This is a genomic window from Kitasatospora sp. NPDC101447 (assembly GCF_044767225.1).
GTDB lineage: Bacteria > Actinomycetota > Actinomycetes > Streptomycetales > Streptomycetaceae > Kitasatospora.
Window position 1 is genome coordinate 21,524 of record NZ_JBIWNL010000049.1, and the last position, 16,936, is coordinate 38,459.

Consider the following 16,936-nt stretch of genomic DNA (forward strand, 5'->3'; position numbering starts at 1 on the left):
CGGCGGCGGTCCCGCCGCCGGTGCCGGCCTGCCACGATCAGGCGTAGGTTGATGCCCAGTCAGATCTTTACGAAGGGGAGTCATCGGTGGCGGGGGACCTGAGGGCGCTGTTCGGCTCGAACAGCCGCGAGCTGAACTCCCAGGAGACGTTCACCAACCGCGAGGCCCAGTGGGGGGCCATCTCCGGCACACTCACCGAACACCTCGCCCACATCGCCGCACCGGGCTTCGACGTCCAGGACCTGGAAGCCCCCCGACACAACGTGCTGGTCTTCCACGGCGTCGGCGGCATCGGCAAGACCACACTCTCCCGCAAGCTGGAAACGGCCCTCACCGACGCCGCCCAACGCCCCGCCCAGTGGGGGGAACCCGCCTGGCCCGCCAGCCCCCGCCTCCTGCCGGTACGCGCCGATCTCGCCCGCTCCGCCGGCACCGACATCGAACAGCTCGTCCTCACCCTGCGCCTCGCACTCGCCCGCCACGTCGGCCGCGGCCTCCCCGCCTTCGATATCGCGCTGCGCCGCTACTGGGACACCGTCCACCCGGGCGAGCCGCTGGAGGAGTACCTGCGCCGCCGCGGCCTGGCCGCGATGGCGGGCGAGGCCCTGCCCGGCCAGATCAAGGGCGCCGTCGGCGAGGCCGCCCAGCAGCTCGCCCTACCCGGCATGGTCGGCTCCGCCGCCGGCCAGGTCGCCGCCGCCCTGGTCACCGCGCTGCGCCAGCGACACGAGAAGGCCCGAGCGCTCGCCGGCTGCCTGCGGCTGGCGGACCTGCTGGAGGCCGAGCCGGACGTGGAGGCGCTGTCCTTCTACCCGCACCTGCTGGCGTGGGAGATCGCCCGCCTGCCCGCCAAGCACGCCGTGGTGCCGGTGGTCCTGCTGGATGGCTTCGAGGACGTCGGCGACCGTACCCACCGCGACCTCGAACGCCTCGTCCAGCGCGTCGTCTGGCTCCTGCCCAACGCCCTGTTCGTAATCACCGGCCGCTCCCGCCTGCAGTGGGCCGACCCTGCGCTGCAGGGCCAGCTCGACTACACCGGCCCCGCCGCCTGGCCCGGCCTCGCCCCCGCCTCCAGCCCGTTGCTGCCCGCCGCCCGCACCCCGGCACCGGCCGCCGGGCCGCGGCAGCTTCTGATCGGCGACTTCTCCCCCGAGGACTGCGAGGACTACCTCGCCCACCGCCTCACCAGCGGCGGCCAGCCCCTCATCCCCGCCCCCCTGCGCGCCGTCATCGCCCGCCGCTCCCACGGCCTGCCGCTGTACCTCGACCTCTCCGCCCTGCGCTTCCTGGAGATCCGCCGCACCCGTCCCCCGGCCGCCGACGACTTCGAGGCCGACTTCCCCGCCCTCGTCGCCCGCACCCTCCAGGACCTGACCGGCGACGAACGCCACGTCCTGCGCGCCGTGTCGCTGCTCGACGCCTTCGACCTCCCCCTCGCCACCGCCGCCGCCGGCATGAACCACGACGCCCCCGCCCTGCGTCTGCTGGAGCGGCCCTTCGTGCACGAGGACCCGGCCGCGCTGTGGCCCTACCACCTGCACGCCCTGGTCCGCTCCACCCTGCGGGGCGCCGACGACCGCACCGACGACCGCTGGTCCGACCAGGACTGGCAGCGTGCCGCCGACCGTGCCCATACCGCCCTCGGCATCCAGTGGGCCAGCGCTGGCGCTGGCGCTGGCGGCCGCAGTCTGCTGGTCGGCTGCCTGCGCCAGGGGCTGCGTCTGGCCCGCGACCACCGCCTCGATCTCGGCTGGCTCGCCGACGCCGCCTGGGCCTACGTGGCCGACTCGATCTGGGAGCCCCTCGCCCCGCCCGTCTCTGCCGATCCGGTCAGGCAGGCCACCGCAGGTGGGTCTCCCGGTGCCGCCGTGCTGGAGACCCCGGCCGACGCCCTGGTGGAGACCCTCAGCACGCTCGCCGCCCGCCAGCGCGAGCACCGAACCCGCACCGCCGACCGCCTCACCCGCGTCCTCGACAGCCGTCTGCTGCCCGAAGACCTGACCGACCTGGCCCGCTACTACCGGGCCAAGGCCCACCGCGACCTCGGCCGCACCGGCGCGTCCCGCCGGGGCATGCAGAAGGTCGCCGCCGGCACCACCCGCCTCGCCCCCGCAGCCCGCCGTGGGCTTGCCCACCTCGCCCGCCTCGACGCCGACTTCCCCACCGCCCTCGCCACCGCCCAGAGCCTCGGCTGGGCCGGACGCCAGCACCGCGTCCTCGGCGACCTGTGGTGGGTCCACGCCGAAATGGAGGAGGCTGCCGCCGCCTACGAGGCCGCGCGCACCGACGCCGAGCAGCACGCCGTCGCGGGCGAGCGCGCCACCTCCCAGGCCCAGCTCGCCTTCGTCCATGCCTTCACCGACCCCGAGCAGGCCGACGACGACCTCCAGCTCGCCGACCAGTTCCTCGCAGGCCTGGACCTGCGCGCCACCGCCCTCACCACCCGCATCGCCGCGCTCGTGCGCGACGCCGGCACGGGCGGCCAGGAGTTCCTCGACCGCGCAAGCGTCCTCGACGCTGAGGTCCACACCTCAGGCGTACGCGCTGCCAGCACCACCCTCGCCCTCGCCCTCTGCTTCCACCACGCCGTCCTCGACGACGGCGACGCGCTCGACACCGCGATCCGCGACCTCGACCAGCTCACCCGCGACCGCGACTACGCCTACTACACCGACATCGCAGCGTTCATGGCCGACAGGAACCTCCCGCACCCCTCCCCCGCCCGCTGGCTCGACGGCGACCAGGCCGTCCGCGCCCGCTGGCGCAACCTCGTCACCACCCGGCAGCACCGCGTACTGGGTGGGAGGTAAGCGGACCGATGTCCGAAGAGATGAAGGATCTCTACCGGGGGATCTACGAAGCGACCGTGCAGGCTGTCAGGAGCATCCCGGAGGACAGCACCCCGCGGGCTCTGAAAATGCGAGAGGCCATGCCCATCGTCATCCGTCTTTCCAAATGCCAGGAGGCACTGCAGGCGCGCGAGGCCGATATCGCACTCTTCTCACCCCGAAGTACATCCGATTCCTTCGAACGTCTACAGGCTGAGCTGGAGACTGCGATATCCACGATCACCGACCTGCACAGCCGAGAACCACCTCCTGCCCCAGGCCGGGAGGAATTCACATACGGCGCCCCGCGCCAGCGGAGACTGGGATACGTGCCGCGTGACACCGACCCGGGGATCGCACAGGATCACACGCCTGGGCCGTTGACCTCCCTGTCGGCGATTCGGGGAAGTCTTCAATGTGCGCTCGACGACTTCCGGGCCACGACAGCACCGCCACCCACTGCCGCCGACTCTCCAACGGTTGGATCCGTCACCAACGACGTGTCCGGATCCGACGCGGACGTTGTCATTCAGGCTGGCATTGTAAATGCGGAGATCCATACCCATAAAAACACCCGAGAAGACGCCTGGGAGACTTACCGGTCCATCTACAGCGGGACCAGAAAGATGATGAAACACCTTCCGAAAACATCGGACTACATCGGCCAAAATAGGCTGACCTCCATCGGTGAAGCCCTGTCCGAATGGCAAGGAAACCTCTCCTGCCACGAAGCGGATATCAACCTCCGGGCACCTGAGCCCGTACGCCGCTCTTTCAGTCATCTTGAGGAGCTTTCCCAGCTGACAGGCCGGGCACTTCGGGTGATCCAGGCCAATCGCGGCCAGCAATTCACCGAATTATTTCCGAGCCTCAGAGAAAAGATCGAAGAGATCCTTGAGGAGTTCGCCGAAGGCATCCGCCCGAAGTAACTGCCGGTGGACATAACCTTCCGCCCGGAGGAGCAGGGCCGCCAGCGCCGCTGGCGGCGCCCCACGAGCGTCCCGGACCGGGCAAAGGCCCGCTTCCCCAGCCGGCCAGGAGCTCCACTATCCCTCCCCCGCGCGCCGGCTCGACGGACCCGACCCAGTCCGCGCCCGCTGACGCGCCCTCGTCACCGACCGGCAGAACCGCAGCGCGATAGCACCAACCTCCACGCAGTCCGGCCTCACAGGCAGAAGGGGTTCCGATGAGCAAAATGACCAGCAGCCCAGCGGCGGCCTGGCACCCCGGAATGACGACCGCCAGCAAGGACGACATCCGCTACATGACGCCCAGGCAGCGCAACCGCTACCGCCGCCAGGGCTTCACCTGGGCTCAGATCAAGAAGATCGACCAAGCCATCGGCGGCGGCGCGCGAACCGTCACCCTCATCTCACCGGACTGCGAGATCACCCTCGACCTGCCACCAGGACAGCAGTGAACCGGCCTCCCGCCTCTCGTGCCGACTGAACATCGGCCGCCAAAACTCCCGAGCCCCAGCTGCCACTGGCAGACCCGAGTGAGGACACCATGGCCTCGCCCCAAACGCGCAAGATCGTCAACACAGCACCCGTCGGCTCGATCGACCTGCCGGCGTTCGAAGACAACGGCACACCGTACGAGATCTGGCCATGCAACGACTGCTATCCCTGGCACTTCGAGGTCATCCGCGAGGGCTCCGAAATCCTGGTCCGCGAGTGGCACGCCGTGGACTGCACGCTCTTCCAGCAGCTCCTCGCCAACGAATAGCCCTGGTCATCGCCCGGCAACCCCACCTCGCACAGCCATAACGAGCAGGCCCGCCCCCTTCAGGGGCGGGCCTGCCGCTCAGTCCGCTCGCAGGATCCGCGAGACGTAGATCCGCGGCGGGTCCGATCCTTCGTTCACCACGTACTCCACCAGCCCGAGATCCCGGCGAAGCGGTGCGGAGTGCATGCCGAGCCGTCCGGGGACCGGCATGCTCAGGTGCGGAAAGGCGTTCTCGCGCAGATCGACCAAGAACGCCACCACGGCGGAGAACACCTCGGCCGGCGTACCCGGGTCGCCGAGGAACTCCTCGACGACCGGGGAGAGGGTGATCGGGTCGTCCTCGTCGTCCGGGAACTCGCTGAAATCGCTCACAGGGCCCCGAGCCGACGCAGAACTGCGGAGGCGGAGGTGCCGGGGGCGGTGCCGGCCTGAACGGCAGCGTGGATACGGTCACCTTCCGGGTCGCGGTAGAGCTCCGCACGCAGCCACCACCGCTTCAACACGCCGCCAATCGTTTCGACGTCGGCCTCACCCATCTCCCGGTAGAACTCCATCCGCTGCGCCGGCGGGAGCGCGGCGGCGACGGCGTCCTGGGTACGCGGGATGGGCTGCTGGCCGTCGTGGTGGCCGTGCAGGGGGGCTGCGCTCACCGTGTCCTCCGGGCGTCTCGTGCGTGCGGGACCGGTACCAGTGTCCCAGGCTCCCGGCGGTACCCGGGTCCACCTACCAGATCTGGTAGGTGGACCCGGGTACCGCCGGGAGATCAGAGCAGTGCACCATCTGATTCGGTGCCCTGTCGCCGTCCTCGGTCGCCCAGGCCAGGAGCGTTGCCGATGGCAGCTCTGCCTTGGACCGTACGATCGCCCGGCCTATCGCGGCCGACGGCCGGTGAGCTGCTCCCACCGGTCGAAAGCTGCGTCGAGGTCGCGGCGTGCCCGTGGGATGCGCGTGTCCGACTTCTGGCGGGCTTTCACTACGGCCAGGCGCTCCTCCGCCTGCTCGCGGTCAGCTATGTCGGCAGTTGTCTGCCGCAGCTCTGCCTCGGCCTTCGGCACGAGCGCCTGCCGCTCGGCCTGGGCCGCCTTCTCGTCGGCGGCAGCGTTGAAGACCGCCACGACGAATCGGCGCAGCTCGGTCTCCGGGGTTTCGTCGTCCAGGGGGACGGACAGCATCTGCCGTCTGCGGTCCGGGAGGGAGATGTAGACGTGGCCGGTCTTGCCCGAGTACTCGTCCATGATCGAGATTTCGTGCAGCGGGTAGTCGACGTTTCGGCCGTCCACCTGTGCCACCAGCACATGCTCGTACAGGTGCAGAGCGTTGCCGATGGAGGAACGCAGGATTCCTCGCCCGGGCGATCGGAGCCAGTCCAGGTGTGCCTGGGCCTGGCGGATGCGGCTGCGGTGGGCCTGCTCGGCTGTTGTGACTGCGGAGCGGGCTGCCGCGAGCTCGCGCTCCGCCGTGCGGTGCAGCCCGTTCGCTTGCCGCGGGCGGCGTCCAGGTCGCGGCGCTCGCCGGCGTACCGGGTGCTCAGGGCGTATCGCCAGTCCCCGGGGTAGCGGTGTCGCAGCCAAAGCGCCAGAGCGCCTGTGGCCAGAGCAGCCAGGAGGATCCAGCCGATCGTGGATTCCATTGCTTCTCCTTCCGGCCGGAAGCCGACAGCTGCGTCGGTCGGCATCTACAGGGAACCGGTCTTCGTGCCCGTCGGCGCGAACGCTCCGGCCGGGTTCAGCGGGCCTTCGCCGAGGGGCCGGCGGCGGTGCAAGCCCGCACCAGCGGCGCCGCCGGGCGGACCGGATCGGGCCGGAGCACATCGGCCAGGGATGAGGAACGCAGAACATGGTGGTAGCCCGTGGCGTCGCCGCTCAACGACTCCAGGTACAGCACCCGCAGGATCGTCGCGAGTTCGGCCCTGGTCACGTCCACGGTGTGCCGGCGCGAGCCATCCACCGGACGCGCTCTGGCGATCGCCGCGCCCAGCGCCGCAGCGTCCACACCGGGGAGGGCGCCGGTCGCGGCGTCCCCGCACACGGTATGGAGCAAGGACAGGTCGGTGCCGCGCACACTGATCGTCGTGTCCAGCCCGCCGCCCGTCGTTGCCGCGACGGGCGGCTTCATCGGGCGTTCCCGCAGGGCCCGGTAGCGCAGGAGCTCCTGTCCCAGCTCGGTGGACCGGACCGCCCACGCCGGACGGTTTGCACCGGCGGCAAGCGCGTCGAGCTCCTCAGGGCTGGCGAGCTCGCACAGCGCCGCCCCCACGAGCCGGCGGACGATCCCGTGCGCCGCGACACGGCGCTCCAGAGGCAGGTCCCCGGTCACCCAACCCGGGCCCTGGGCGACGACGGCCTCCAGCATCCCCCACTCATCCTGGCGCAGCGTCACAGATCCCTCCCTCAAAGTGACGACGCCATCCTGCCACGCCGGCCCGTCATGGCGCCCGGACTTCGGAATTCCCCAGGTACAGGGCAGTGCGGGCAGACGGCTTAACGTGGCCGCCAGCACGGCTCGTTCGACCGTGGCGGTCCACAGGTGCCCGGCACAGCTCGGCGCAGCGTCGGAGAAGATCAGGCCGCCGGCCAGTGCGGACGCCGGCCGGCGTCCGCGCCCGCACCGCGTCTCGCCGGGCGGCTGGCGGGAGTCGGCGCCTTGCTCGACCGGCAGCAGTCGGCGCCCGCTGGACTGGGCGGGCATGGGAGGCGGACGCGGAATAGCGCAGGGAGAGCCTGCGACGGTCGGTCCTAATCACCAGCCTCGCAGCCGGCAGGGGCCATGGGTCCGGTGGGCCAAACCGCTAGCACCAGTGGTAGTGCCTTGGCCCTGGCCACCGGTGCCAACCGCAGCCGGCCCGTTGTTTCGAATCTCCAAAACGGCGTAATTAAGCCTCTGGTACCAGGGCCGCCCGCCTGAAGTGGGCCAGGCCCGAGCCCTCGCGATTTGCACTCTTCCCCGGACAATCCCGTTACCACTGGTGGTAGCGGGTGCTGGCCGCCGAGCCACCACGCACGCCTTGTGGCCTGGCCCTGCCAGCAGGGCCAAAGCGCTATCACCGGTGGTAGGGCTTTGGCCCTGGCTGGCAGGGCCAAAGCGCGGAACTGGCCGCCTACCTGGGGCAACGCGCGGTTTGGCCCCGCGAGTGGGGCCAAACCGCTATCACGGGTGGTAGCGGTCTGGCCCTGCTGGCAGGGCCAACGATGACGGCCCGGGCGGTTGCCCGGGCCGTCGCTGGTCGCCCGCCAGCTATGCGCTGATGCCGAGGTTGGCGAGCTGGCCTTCGTAGCGCTGCCGCAGCCGCTCGCCGAACCGCTCGGGGTCGAGGGAGTCGATCCGGGGCACCGTGGCCAGGCTGGCCCGCATCTTCCCGCCGGTCAGCAGCGGGTGGATCTGGTAGACGCCCGGCTCCAGGAGCCAGGCCAGCTTCTTGTCCGCCAGCTGCTTCACGGCCCGGTTGACGCTCGGCGCGCTCAGCCCGAGCAGGGTGCCCATCTCGGCCTGGGAGAGGCCGACGCATCCGGTCTCCGGGTCCTGGTAGGCAAGCAGCGTGGTGAGTAGGCGGTGGCTGTTCGAGGTCAGCTCGACCAGGCTGAGGACGGCCAGCGCCTCACGGCTGATGGTCACCATCTCGGTGGTGGGGATCGGCGGGACGTACCGGGTGGTCGTCATCTGGAGTCCTCGGTCAGGGGCGCGGGCGCCCACCGGCTAGCTGATACGTTGAGCATCCAATGTCAGGTTAGGCCCGCTCCGGTGCAACGGAGCGGACCTCGCCGTCTCAGGCGCTCCGGACGGCCCGCGCCTTCGAGGCCGCCGGCATCTCGTTCTTCTCCGCCTTGGAGCCCAGCAACACGACGTTCGCGGCCTTGGCCACCGACCGCTGGTCCTCGCGGCGCTCCTTGCGCCAAGCCGCGGCGTACTCCGGGCCCGGCATCAGAAACTCGGGCACCTCCGCGACCCACACGTCCTGGGCCGCCTCCTGGTCCGCGCTGGAGCCGGCGAAGGTGAGGAACGGGTTCAGCTGGTAGACCGAACGGCGCGCGGTCCGCAGCCAGCCGATCTCGTTGAAGAACAGCAGCGACTCGCCGACGTAGGTCCGCGAGACGCCGGAGGCCGCGCTGATGTCGCGGTGGGTGGTCTTCACCATGCCCAGCGGCGCCCGGCGCGGGGCCTTCCCACTCATCTGCTGGAAGCCGACCAGGGTGCACCACGTCCGCATCCAGGTCTGCGGGATGTCCATCTGGGCGAGGGTGAGCATCATCAGCGGGGCGTCGGTCGTGTAGCCCTTGGTGGTGTCGGACTCCGCGAAGGTGCGGCCCGAGATCTTCTGCACCGAGTAGACGACGTTCCCCCGGCCGTCGAGCCGGGTCACCAACTGCTCCCCGTAGCCCAGCTTGGGCTTGTCGGCCATCGGCACTCTCCAAGTTCCTTGATCCAATGTCACCAGGACACTATCACTGGTGATAGTGCTTTGGCCCTACCGTTAGGGCCGAACGTCTCGGCGAGTCGCCCAGCCGCGTCCGACGGTAGGCCCCGGAACCTGTGGATAAAGCCCGCCGGTTCGGCCTGGCCAGCAGGGCCAAAGTCGCGGGTGTTTGGCCCTGCTGGCCAGGGCCAAACAATGCCTGAGACAAAGTGGTTGTTTTCGCAGGTCAGAGCACGTTTTTGACCGGTTCTTGCGGGCGGGGCTCTCTCATACACCCGCCGCGTGGGAGAACCGGCGCTCCCGTACCGGCGGGCCCGGCGGCACCTTTCGTCATAGCGGCTACCGCAAGGGGTCTGACCTGCGGGTTTGCGTCTAGGGTGGCCTCCGGCGGGCTGGCTACCCGTGCCGCTGCCGCAGTCCGGGCTCGGCTCGGTTTGGCCCTGCTGGCCGGGGCCAGCAGGTATCACTACGCCAAAATTCCGGCTGCCGCCGGAACCGGGCCAAGGGGTCGGGGCCCCCATGCCTACGGGCTCCGTGCCTTACCACTACTGACACTGAGGCCCGATGCCGGATGTGGCTACCGGGCGGTCCCGGCCAGCGCTTTTCAGGTTGTGAAGGTGCGCAGCAAGGTCGTCGTCAGGTGAGTCGTGACCTCGGCAACCGCTCGGTGGCTGGCAGGCCTGGTACTCAGTGCAGGCCGCTCCGGCATGTGGCTCCGCTCAGCACGGGCGTTGGCCACCTGCTCGATGGCAACTGCCCAGGCCGGACCGTCCACGGTCCGGCCGGTGCGGCGACGGGCCGACGGCCGGGCCGGCCACGGCCCTGACGGCGGATCCGGCGGCGCAGGGCAGGCGGCAGGAGGGCGGGTCCAGCGCCGCCGGGCGCTGGCCACGGGTGCGGGGGCGGAGCACGCCGCGCCCAGCCACCCACACGGCCGCGGTCCGCATCAGTGCGCGGTTGCCGCCCGTCCCCGGCCTGGTCGGCAGGGCAGGTGGCGCGCGTTGCTGGGTGGGGAAGAGCGAAGGGGCCGGATGGACTCATCGATCACGGGCGCCCGAGCGATGCGAGAAGCGCTGAATTGGGTGCTTTGGGCATCACGCCAATTGACGGTGCCGGTATCCCCTCCTGAGCAGACTGTTCCGGAGCTGTCGGTGTTCACAGCCGTAGGGAGCATCCCTGCCAGTGGTCCTCGGCCGGGGCGGGCTCGGGGGAGAGAGGGCTCCTCGCTGTAGAGCACTTCTTGACTGGGAGTTTCCAAGTGGTGATTCTCTGTGATCGCGGTACATGAAGCCGCAGCCGAGGAGGACCACATGGTCATGAAACCGACCGAAGAGCAGCAGGCCGCGAGGGAGGTGTTCGTCGCCGGCCGGGATCTGGCCTTGGTGGCGGGCGCCGGTACGGGCAAAACCTCGACCCTGATGCTGATGGGTTCGGCCACGCGCAAGCGTGGCTTGTACATTTCGTTCAACCGGGCCATCGCGGACGATGCCCGAGGCCGTTTCGGCTGGAACGTGGAGTGCCGGACCGCGCACTCGCTGGCGTTCAAGGCGGTAGGGAAGAACTACGGGCCGCGGCTGGAGTCGTCCGCGCGGATCCCGGCGAGGCAGACCGCGCGGCTGCTCGGTATCACGAGCGACCTGATGGTGGGCGGCACCAAAATCACAATCGCCCACCAGGCGCGGCTGGTGATGGGCACGGTGCGGCGCTTCTGCTACACCACCGACCGTCAGGTGATGGCCCGGCACATGGAGCGGTTGAACGGTCTCAGCATGCAGGGCCAGGACTTCGCCGCCCGGATGCTGCTGCCGTACGCGGTGAAGGCGTGGGAGGACATTCAGTCCCTGGATGGTCGGCTCCGGTTCGAGCACGACTTCTACATGAAGATGTGGGCCATGAACGAGCCGGTACTGCCGGCGGACTTCATCCTGCTGGACGAGGCCCAGGACACCAACCCGGTGCTGGAGGAAATCTTCCTCAACCAGCCGGCGCAGCGGATCTGCGTCGGCGATCCGGCCCAGCAGATCTACGGCTGGCGTTCGGCGAAGGACGTGATGACGGGCTTCCCCGCCGAGCACCTCCACTTGACGCAGTCGTTCCGCTTCGGCCCCCGGGTCGCGGAGGAGGCCAACCGGTGGCTCAAGCACGCGGAGTCGGACCTGCGTTTGACCGGCTCCGGAGCGGTCGATTCGCAGGTCGGACCGCTGAGGGAATCCGATGCTGTGCTGTGCCGCGGCAACGCGGACGCGATGAAGGAGGTCCTGGGTTTCCTGGACGACGGGGTGCCGGTTGCCTTGGCCGGCGGCGGAAGCGCGCTGGAGCGGATCGCGAATGCCGCTCTCGAACTCCAGGCGGGACGCCGCACCAGCCACCCCGAGCTGTTCCTGTTCAACTCCTGGCGTGAGGTGCAGGAGTACGTCGAGCAGGACAAGGCCGGCCAGGACTTGAAGGCGATCGTCAAACTGGTCGACGACTACGGGGCGCCCCTGATTCTCAGGGCCGTCGCGCAGCTGAGCACGGAGGAGACCGCCAGGGTGACGGTTTCCACCGTGCACAAGGCGAAGGGCCGTGAGTGGGGCACGGTTTGCGTCGGTGAGGGGTTCGCACCGCCGCCGGTGACCGACGAAGGCCGGCAGCTGCCCATGCGGTTGGACGAGGCGCGGCTCGTCTACGTAGCGGTCACCCGGGCCCGCCGCCAGCTCGACGTGCGAGGGCTTTCGTGGGTGAGCGGCTACGAGAAAGCGATGGCCATCGAGGAGAGGGACGGCACCATCGGTGGTGTTCCGATGATCCACCTGAGCCTGACCGGCCAGCTGCAATACACGACGTCCCCGTTGTCTCGGTTCATGGCCGAGCACCTGCCGGGAAGCGGGGCCGTGGTGTCCGACTACCAGAGGCGCATCGCTGGCCTGCCGCATCCGATCCAGCCCGTCGACGTCCAGTACCCGGACTGGCCGGCACTCGGACACGCCATCGACTACCGGCTGCGGCTGTCTCTGGGCCGCCCCCTGGGTGAAGCCGTCGAACTGGGCGTCCGCAGCGCCGGTCTCGGACAACGGCTTGTGGGAGCACCCGCGGACGATGCCCGTATGGCCCTGCACGCTGCTGGGCTGGAGCTGCTGGCAAAGGTGGACGACCACCTCGCCCGACCCGCTGTGCCCGACGACGAACGGCTGAGCCAGCTGTGCTTCGTCGCCGCGCACTTCGAGGCCGTCTTCCGCAGCGGGCAATTTCGCCGGAACAACCCGCTGGCGGGTGCCACCGGGACAACGACCCTCGACCGGCTGTGCGCCGACGTCCCGCCGTACGCCGTCGAGGACCTCCGGCGCCAGATGGAACTCGCCGAAGGACCGTTCAAGGCGTTCCGCTCGCTGCCGTCCGAAGACCGCGTCTGCGGCCCGGTCTTCGCGGGCAGCGCGGATATCGGCGGCGCCGACGCTGACTTCATCCTCGACGGCCTGCTCCTGGACTGCAAGGCCACCACTCGCCCACAGCGGCTCGGCCGGGATGAGATCTACCAGCTCGTCGGCTACCTTCTGCTCGATTACGACGACGACTACGGCATCGACCAGGTCGGTCTCTACCTGGCTCGCCAGGGCCACCTGGTGGTCTGGGGTGCGGACGAGTTCCTCGCCCGCCTCGGTGCCAAGACCAGCCTGAGCGGACTGCGAAGCCGGTTGCGCACGCACCTGCGGGCAGCAGCCAGGGCCGCAGGCTGACACCTGGTCTGCCGAAGTCACCAGTCCACCAACCAGTCAGGTGGGCCAGCACCCCGGGGTGGTGCCCCACGCCAGGAGTCGTTCCGTCCAGGCAGCGGGTCCTACCGGAGTCGTTGAGAGGGGTGCAGCCCGTCGCGGATCAGAACGGCGGATCGTCTGCGTTCTCGTCGTGGAGGCCGTCCCAGACCAGCCGCTCCGCATCGCTGCGCTCGTGCGGGAGGAAGACCGTGGGCGGGTCCGGAGTCCATTCGGCCAAGTCCTCGGCTGCCGGGGTCGGGTGCGGAAGGGTCCTCTCTTTCCGTGCCCGATCCCAGGTGCCCTGACGCCGTCGGGCCTTTGGCGCGCATCGCCAGCACAGCCATCCCTTGTCGACTGACATGATGGTGCCGTTGCGGCACCCGTCGCCCGCACACAGGGTGCGCTCGGACGAAGTTCCCCCGGCCGACTTCTCTGGCCGTTCGACGGCGTAGTCGTAGCCGGCGGGCCTGCGCCTCAGGATGAAGCCGTGGTGGCGGATGGTGGAGAAGCCCACGAGCTCTCGTTCGTACATCTCGGCGGCGGACGCGTGGGAGGGACACCTCTGCCAGAGCCACCGTGTGGTATCCCGGAAGTCCAGCGGGTCGATCTCCCAGACCCACATCCTGCCGCGGTACGTCAGCAGGATCGCCTTTCCCAAACGGCCCTTCGCCTCGGGAATGTCGACCTCCACCCAGCGTCCCTCCGCTGAACTGAACACCGCGCGCTCGCACCGTTGCCCGGGCGCTCCCTCGGCGACGCACTGCAGGTCCTCGACCCTCCCGGGGCAGATCCGCAGCACCGGCCCGTGGCAGACCACGTGCCGTTCACCCGCCCCGACTGCGGCAGCGGGCTCCGGCTCGGCGACCTCCGTCTCGTCCAGCGGCGGATCGGCGGGAACGAACTCCCCAGAACGGATCATTTTTCGCATGCGCAGGCCCAGGACACGCACGATGTCCTCGATCTCCTGCGGAAGGTCCTCGTGCTCGACCGCCGGACAGATCGCGGGGTGCGCCAGGAAACAGTCGCCGAACAGCGCCCCAGAGGCGGCCAAGCCCACGTCCACGCTCCACCGGAACCGCGGCGGGATCCGGTGTGCGGGGAACCTGGCAGGGGCCAGCGGGATCCGGCCGCCGTCGTGCCGGTCGTACCAGAGCACCCTGTTTCCGCACCACTTGCAGCGCCCCGTGGCACGGGACCGCAGAACCTTCGAGGGACTGCGGCGGTGAATCCACCCGTTGCGAAGACCACCGGACTGAGGCTCAGAGCCTTCACCAAGAGTCGACATCAGCTCACCTCGAACTCGGACATCTACCGCTGACCCGCGACTGGCCTGAGACGACCGGACGAGTCCGTGCGGCAAATCGGGCCTGATGCTTCAACGAGGCCGCTCACGGAGCCGACACGGTCTCGCCGAGGTGCGGCGGTGCCTTGCTGTCCGCCGCGATGCCAGCCGATCCCCGCCGGGTGGCCGCCCGCCATCCTCTCCTTCAGCTCCATGGGCTATGGCCTTGCGTCCGGACCTTCGGGCCGGAGCAGCTGACAGTGAACGGCTGCGGGTAAGCAGATCGACGCTTTCAGCACGGTGAAACTGACTGGGTACAGCGGTGCCCAGCCGAGTGCCTACCGTCGGGCGGCCCCTGCCCTGCAGGCCGCGCAGGCGTGGACTCCGGCGTCACCGTAGCGGCGGATCGGTGTCCCGCAACCGGCGCACGGGCCGATCTGCCAGGGCTCGCAGCCGTAGGCGAGGGCGGCTTCGCGGCGCTGAGTCTCGGTGGCGTCGAGCCGACGGTCCTGCCGGGGCACCGTGAACAGCCGCTTGGGGACCTCGTCGAAGGTGTGCAGGCCGGTGCCGGCGGAGTTGCCGCGTCGAGGCCGGGGGTCGTTGAAGGTGAAGGTCTCCTCGCCGTAGCGGCAGGTCGCGTCGAGGTCCTGGCAGGTGTAGGTGATGCCGGCCTCCCCGTTCTCGGGTTCGGCTGGGGAGTCCTCGTCGTCGTCGGGGCCGAACATGTCGTGCCAGCGGTCCCGGTCGGCCGCTGGCACCCACATCCGGGAGACGGAGCGCGGGTCGCGCTGGCTGGGGATGCGCATCGGCACGAACTCGCCGTCGGCGCTGGCAACGACGAGCTGGTCAACCTCGGTGGGGGCCTTCGCGGGCAGGCACAGCGCGGGCAGGAACCACTCGGCGTGGAAGCGGCCGCAGGAACTGCCCTTGACCGGGCAGGGCCGCGCGCTGCTCGGCAGGCACTTCCACTGCTGCAGGTGCCGCACCCCGGCGCGCACCACCATGGCGAGCGGGGAAGCGATCTCCTTCCAACTGAAGTCGTCGACGCGCGCCCACGGCGCCCGCTCGACCACGGCGGAGCGGTCGGTGTCGGTCACCCACAGCGGGACGATCCCATGCTCAGCGGCCGCGCGAGAACGGCGGCGGACGGTGTCTGCGGTGATCGGCGAGTACTGGGCCTCCCAGCCGATCCGCCGGCCGTCGTCTCCGGTGACGAGGACGTCGGTGCGGATCCGACCGTCCGTCGCGCGGGCCTCGACCTGGGCGCGCAGGCCGTGGCGTTCGGCGGCCCGAGCGATCCGCTCCTTCATCGCCTGGTGCTTCGCGCTCTCCTCGGCAGTGGGGGTGTGGCGCACCGGCAAGTGGGCGGCCACCCAGGTCGTGCAGCCGTTGACCGTTCGACGGCGGATCGTCATCCAGGGGGAGCGGCCGTCCTCTTCTGCCTGGCAGGCGCCGTCGCGGTGGTGTTCGAGGCACTCCAGGAGCTCTCGGTCGCGTTGGTCGATCGGGGTGGTGATCTCCTCCAGCAGGCCGGGCCGGTCCGGGTGGTCGAGGTCGGGCATCGTCAGGTTGATCTCGATGCCGTACGCGGTGTGGAAAACGCCATTCGCCATATTCGGAGAATAGAAACAGGGGCTGACAATTTAAACACCGGTGCGAGTGTTTAGAATCGACAGATAGGGCTCTCGAATATCACCCCGCCCCGAAATGGCTGGATTTCGATACTTTGTTTGAATTCAGCCCGTGCCCGCCCCCGGTCGCCGCCGCGAGCGCCACCCGCCGCACGGAGGCAGCAGAACCCCGGCGGCCACCGAGGTCTCGCTCGCGCTCCGTCAACTTCCGGTCCTCGCGGAGGAGGTGGTACTGCGTCCGGCGAAGCGATGTCCGCGCGGATCGGTGGGTGCGAGGCCCTGCGCCCGGGCGTTCGCGCTGCTTCCTGGCCGATCGACGACCGCGGCCTGGAAGGGGTGGGTATACGGTGGGCCGTCTCCAGAACCCGGGCGCGGCGCTTCTCCCGGACGGCCATAGGCCCCTGATGGGTGGCCTACGCACGCGCACGCGCGAGGTCCTTCCGTCCTTGTGGGGCAGCCGTTCGAGGCCGCTGAAGCGGGCGGTGTCAGAGTCCCGGTCCGCCGTCGAGGGCGGTGCTGGCGAAGCGGCCGTACCAGCCGTCGAAGAGCAGGTCGCAGGACTTTCCGGTGTGTCCGTCCTCGGACTTCTCGACGGTGACGGTGATGCGGCGGCGCGGGGCGGTGCCGTTGTTGCGGAGCATGAGGACGGTGTCCGCGATGCTCCAGGCTCCGGCCGGGATGTTCTCGGCCTTCGGGTTGTCGTCGTCGAACGGGTGCTGTAGGTGGGTGGCCAGGAGGATTGTGATCCCGTACTCCTCCGCGATGGCGGGCAGCTGGGCGGCGACGGCGGCCAGGGCCTCCTCCGAGACGTCGGGGTGGATTCCGGCGGCGAGGGCGGAGTAGTAGTCGAGTACCACCACGCCTGGCGTCCAGCCTTCGGAGGTCATGCGGTTGAGCAGGACGCGCAGCTGGGCGGGCCGCACCGCGTCGTCGCCGGCGGTGAGGATCCGTGCGCTGGCGATGTGGTCGTACGCAGCTTTGAGCAGGTCGACGTGGTGGTCGGTGGCTCCGGCGCCGGTGAGCGCGCGGATGGGGATCAGGCACTCTGCCGCGATCAGCCGCTGGTGGACGAAGTGGCTGTCGCTCTCCGCGCTGATGATCCCGGCGCCGTGCCCGAAGATCAGTGCGGCACGGGCGGCGATGGTGTGGGTGAAGAACGACTTGCCAGTGCTGCCGGGGCCGCTGACCACGACCACCTGTCCGGCTTTGAGCGTGAGCAGCTCGTTGATCTCGGGCCAGGCCGTGTTGAAGGGCTGGGGCTTGCGCTGCGGCAGTGAGGTGTGAGTCTCGTTCAAGGCATCATCCTGGCTCTGGTCGTTGGT

At 69.7% G+C, this 16,936-nt stretch carries 14 protein-coding genes; 5 read left to right on the top strand and 9 right to left on the bottom strand.

Annotated elements, in window-relative coordinates:
* The first annotated feature begins 86 nt into the window (after positions 1 to 86).
* The 4 genes from ACIRST_RS38350 to ACIRST_RS38365 all read left to right on the top strand — a co-directional run bounded on the left by ACIRST_RS38350 (position 87) and on the right by ACIRST_RS38365 (position 4,556).
* Complete coding sequence (locus ACIRST_RS38350) at positions 87 to 2,810, top strand: ATP/GTP-binding protein (protein ID WP_402808635.1); 2,724 nt, start codon at positions 87 to 89, stop codon at positions 2,808 to 2,810.
* A gap of 8 nt (positions 2,811 to 2,818) precedes the next feature.
* The gene (locus ACIRST_RS38355; protein ID WP_402808638.1) at positions 2,819 to 3,757 is read left to right on the top strand and encodes a hypothetical protein; all 939 of its coding nucleotides are present in this window, start codon (positions 2,819 to 2,821) and stop codon (positions 3,755 to 3,757) included.
* 266 nt (positions 3,758 to 4,023) lie between these two features.
* Positions 4,024 to 4,248, top strand: a complete 225-nt coding sequence (locus ACIRST_RS38360; protein ID WP_402808641.1) for a hypothetical protein — start codon at positions 4,024 to 4,026, stop codon at positions 4,246 to 4,248.
* An 89-nt stretch (positions 4,249 to 4,337) separates the two neighbouring features.
* Complete coding sequence (locus ACIRST_RS38365) at positions 4,338 to 4,556, top strand: hypothetical protein (protein WP_402808643.1); 219 nt, start codon at positions 4,338 to 4,340, stop codon at positions 4,554 to 4,556.
* Positions 4,557 to 4,634: 78 nt separating this feature from the next.
* On the opposite strand, the gene ACIRST_RS38370 is transcribed toward ACIRST_RS38365, so the two are convergent.
* The 6 genes from ACIRST_RS38370 to ACIRST_RS38395 all read right to left on the bottom strand — a co-directional run bounded on the left by ACIRST_RS38370 (position 4,635) and on the right by ACIRST_RS38395 (position 8,952).
* Positions 4,635 to 4,928, bottom strand: a complete 294-nt coding sequence (locus ACIRST_RS38370; RefSeq protein WP_402808645.1) for a hypothetical protein — start codon at positions 4,926 to 4,928, stop codon at positions 4,635 to 4,637.
* Positions 4,925 to 5,206: a hypothetical protein gene (locus ACIRST_RS38375; protein ID WP_360264742.1), complete on the bottom strand. Its 282-nt coding sequence runs from the start codon at positions 5,204 to 5,206 to the stop codon at positions 4,925 to 4,927. The genes ACIRST_RS38370 and ACIRST_RS38375 overlap by 4 nt, the downstream gene beginning before the upstream one ends.
* 219 nt (positions 5,207 to 5,425) lie before the next feature.
* The gene (locus tag ACIRST_RS38380; protein ID WP_402808648.1) at positions 5,426 to 5,845 is read right to left on the bottom strand and encodes a hypothetical protein; all 420 of its coding nucleotides are present in this window, start codon (positions 5,843 to 5,845) and stop codon (positions 5,426 to 5,428) included.
* 436 nt (positions 5,846 to 6,281) lie between these two features.
* Entirely contained in the window at positions 6,282 to 6,935 is a 654-nt protein-coding gene (locus ACIRST_RS38385; protein ID WP_402808650.1) for a hypothetical protein, read from the bottom strand.
* An 855-nt stretch (positions 6,936 to 7,790) separates the two neighbouring features.
* Positions 7,791 to 8,213 carry a hypothetical protein gene (locus tag ACIRST_RS38390; RefSeq protein ID WP_402808652.1) on the bottom strand — a complete coding sequence of 141 codons (423 nt, stop codon included), beginning with the start codon at positions 8,211 to 8,213 and terminating at the stop codon, positions 7,791 to 7,793.
* Between the two features lie 106 nt (positions 8,214 to 8,319).
* The gene (locus ACIRST_RS38395; protein ID WP_402808655.1) at positions 8,320 to 8,952 is read right to left on the bottom strand and encodes a hypothetical protein; all 633 of its coding nucleotides are present in this window, start codon (positions 8,950 to 8,952) and stop codon (positions 8,320 to 8,322) included.
* A 1,325-nt stretch (positions 8,953 to 10,277) separates the two neighbouring features.
* Between ACIRST_RS38395 and ACIRST_RS38400 the strand changes: the two genes are divergently transcribed.
* Positions 10,278 to 12,683, top strand: coding sequence for a UvrD-helicase domain-containing protein (locus ACIRST_RS38400; RefSeq protein ID WP_402808658.1), 2,406 nt, complete (start codon positions 10,278 to 10,280; stop codon positions 12,681 to 12,683).
* A gap of 139 nt (positions 12,684 to 12,822) precedes the next feature.
* On the opposite strand, the gene ACIRST_RS38405 is transcribed toward ACIRST_RS38400, so the two are convergent.
* The 3 genes from ACIRST_RS38405 to ACIRST_RS38415 form a co-directional block, all read right to left on the bottom strand.
* Complete coding sequence (locus ACIRST_RS38405) at positions 12,823 to 13,986, bottom strand: DUF6083 domain-containing protein (protein WP_402808660.1); 1,164 nt, start codon at positions 13,984 to 13,986, stop codon at positions 12,823 to 12,825.
* Positions 13,987 to 14,321: 335 nt separating this feature from the next.
* On the bottom strand, positions 14,322 to 15,596 hold the full coding sequence (locus ACIRST_RS38410) for a hypothetical protein (protein ID WP_402808663.1): 1,275 nt from the start codon (positions 15,594 to 15,596) through the stop codon (positions 14,322 to 14,324).
* Positions 15,597 to 16,099: 503 nt separating this feature from the next.
* Positions 16,100 to 16,909, bottom strand: a complete 810-nt coding sequence (locus tag ACIRST_RS38415) for a DnaB-like helicase C-terminal domain-containing protein (protein ID WP_402808666.1) — start codon at positions 16,907 to 16,909, stop codon at positions 16,100 to 16,102.
* Between the last annotated feature and the right edge of the window lie 27 nt (positions 16,910 to 16,936).